The following is a 1,703-nucleotide window of genomic DNA, read 5'->3' on the forward strand; positions in this document are numbered from 1 at the left end:
GCATCCCAACACAGTTGATCGGTCCGCCGCAGGTCAAACCGTATGTCAAAAGTAAAAGGATTTATTCCTATCCCGCGCACCACACCGGTTGGTACCGAACTCAATCCGCGCCAACCTAAAAGTGAAAGCTGAAGCTTGCATTTTTAACAGAAGATAAACTTGATAGAATAATGAGGATTTTTCGCTATTATCCGTTGGGAGAGATTCATGGGTCCTGAACCGACGACATTATGGTCCTTTGTGGCTCATGCCAGTTTGATAGTCAAAATGGTCATTTTCCTTTTATTTCTGGCTTCTATCACTTCTTGGACCATTATTATACAACGCGTTTTTTTCGTGAAACGGACACGCCGTGAAATGAAAAAATTTGAACACCTTTTCTGGTCCGGTGTTGATTTAACTATGCTTTACAATCGATTATCGGAAAAAAAGGACAAACTCATCGGCATGTCGAGTATTTTTTACGCCGGTTTTACTGAATTCACTCGTTTGCGGCAAGACCTGGGTTCCAATCCTAAAGCCATTCTCGAAGGCACGCATCGTGCTATGCGGATTACCCAAAGCCGCGAGGCTGATCTGCTTGAACGCAACCTCAGTTTTTTAGCAACGGTAGGATCGACTAGTCCGTATGTGGGTTTGTTTGGAACTATATGGGGAATTATGACTTCGTTTCGCGCTTTAGGCGCCGTTCAACAGGTCACTATTGCGATGGTTGCTCCGGGAATTTCAGAAGCATTAATTGCAACGGCGGTGGGTTTATTTGCTGCTATCCCTGCAGTGATAGCGTATAATCGATTCTCCAACGAATTAAATGCTATCACTCACAATTACGATACTTTTCAAGAAGAAATTCTGAATATCCTACATCGACGAGCCTATAAATACAAATTAGAGGAACCCAATGCGAAAGCGACCGTTAGCTGAAATTAATGTCGTGCCTTATATTGATGTGATGTTGGTTTTATTAGTAATCTTTATGATTACGGCTCCTCTTTTAACGCAAGGAGTTAATGTTAAATTACCACAAACTAACGCGAAAGCGCTCCCTTCACATGAAACACCGATTATTGTTAGTATAGATAACCATGGAAATTATTTTCTAAATATTTCGAGTCAACCAGCTCAGCCTATTTCATCCCAAAACTTAATCAACTCTGTAACGACTGCCTTACAACAGGCTAAACAAAATCATCAACAACAAGAAGTGTATGTGAAAGGAGATAAAGAAGTAGACTACGGAAAAGTAGTGCAAATGATGGTTTTGCTTCAACAAGCCGGAGCGGATAATGTCGGTTTGGTGACTTACGGAGATCCTACCAGACAAAAAAATCGTTATAAAGTAGCCTGTATGAAGCGCAGTGAAATACGGGGATGATAGACGAGATCATTATTTTCCCGTATTCTGCTTTGGTCTATACGTATATGGCCCCAGGGTTGTTGTCAACAATCAGTTTTGACGAAAAGAACGTATATGCGGCTTCACCGAGCCACCGCATGAATTAGCCTCATCAACCTCAGGTTTTACCTTAACGTCCTTAACATCACATTGCCGCGTTTACTAATCCGCGACAAGACCTCCTTATTCTCACTCGCGTGTTGTGGAGGAACTAACCCAATAAACACCAACAACTTGCCAGAAACAGATGAAATTGATGAATGTCCCTCCCCGTTCGCATAAACCGGCAGCGCCGTTAAATCCCCCC

Annotated in this window: 2 protein-coding genes and 2 pseudogenes; 3 read left to right on the forward strand and 1 reads right to left on the reverse strand. The window is 42.4% G+C overall.

Translation table 11 applies throughout. The annotated features are described in order from the left end of the window. Window positions 1-60: 60 nt before the first annotated feature. The 3 genes and pseudogenes from OWO34_RS07085 to tolR form a co-directional block, all read left to right on the forward strand. Window positions 61-132 (forward strand): annotated as a pseudogene (locus OWO34_RS07085) (hypothetical protein); the annotation flags it as partial. A 75-nt stretch (window positions 133-207) separates the two neighbouring features. Then, a complete protein-coding gene (gene tolQ / locus OWO34_RS07090) occupies window positions 208-924 on the forward strand; it encodes a protein TolQ (RefSeq protein WP_267257039.1) in 717 nt (238 codons plus the stop codon). Further along, window positions 902-1,375 carry a protein TolR gene (gene tolR, locus OWO34_RS07095; RefSeq protein ID WP_267257040.1) on the forward strand — a complete coding sequence of 158 codons (474 nt, stop codon included), beginning with the start codon at window positions 902-904 and terminating at the stop codon, window positions 1,373-1,375. Before tolQ ends, tolR begins: the two co-directional genes overlap by 23 nt. A 152-nt stretch (window positions 1,376-1,527) precedes the next feature. On the opposite strand, the pseudogene OWO34_RS07100 reads toward tolR, so the two are convergent. Then, a pseudogene (locus OWO34_RS07100) lies at window positions 1,528-1,703 on the reverse strand (transposase); the annotation flags it as partial.

It is taken from the genome of Coxiella endosymbiont of Ornithodoros maritimus (genome assembly GCF_907164965.1).
Lineage (GTDB): Bacteria > Pseudomonadota > Gammaproteobacteria > Coxiellales > Coxiellaceae > Coxiella.

Bases quoted from the DNA above. Each gene is read 5' to 3' on its own strand.
- tolR (WP_267257040.1), top strand. From the start codon at position 902: ATGCGAAAGCGACCGTTAGCTGAAATTAATGTCGTGCCTTATATTGAT.
- tolQ (WP_267257039.1), top strand. From the start codon at position 208: ATGGGTCCTGAACCGACGACATTATGGTCCTTTGTGGCTCATGCCAGT.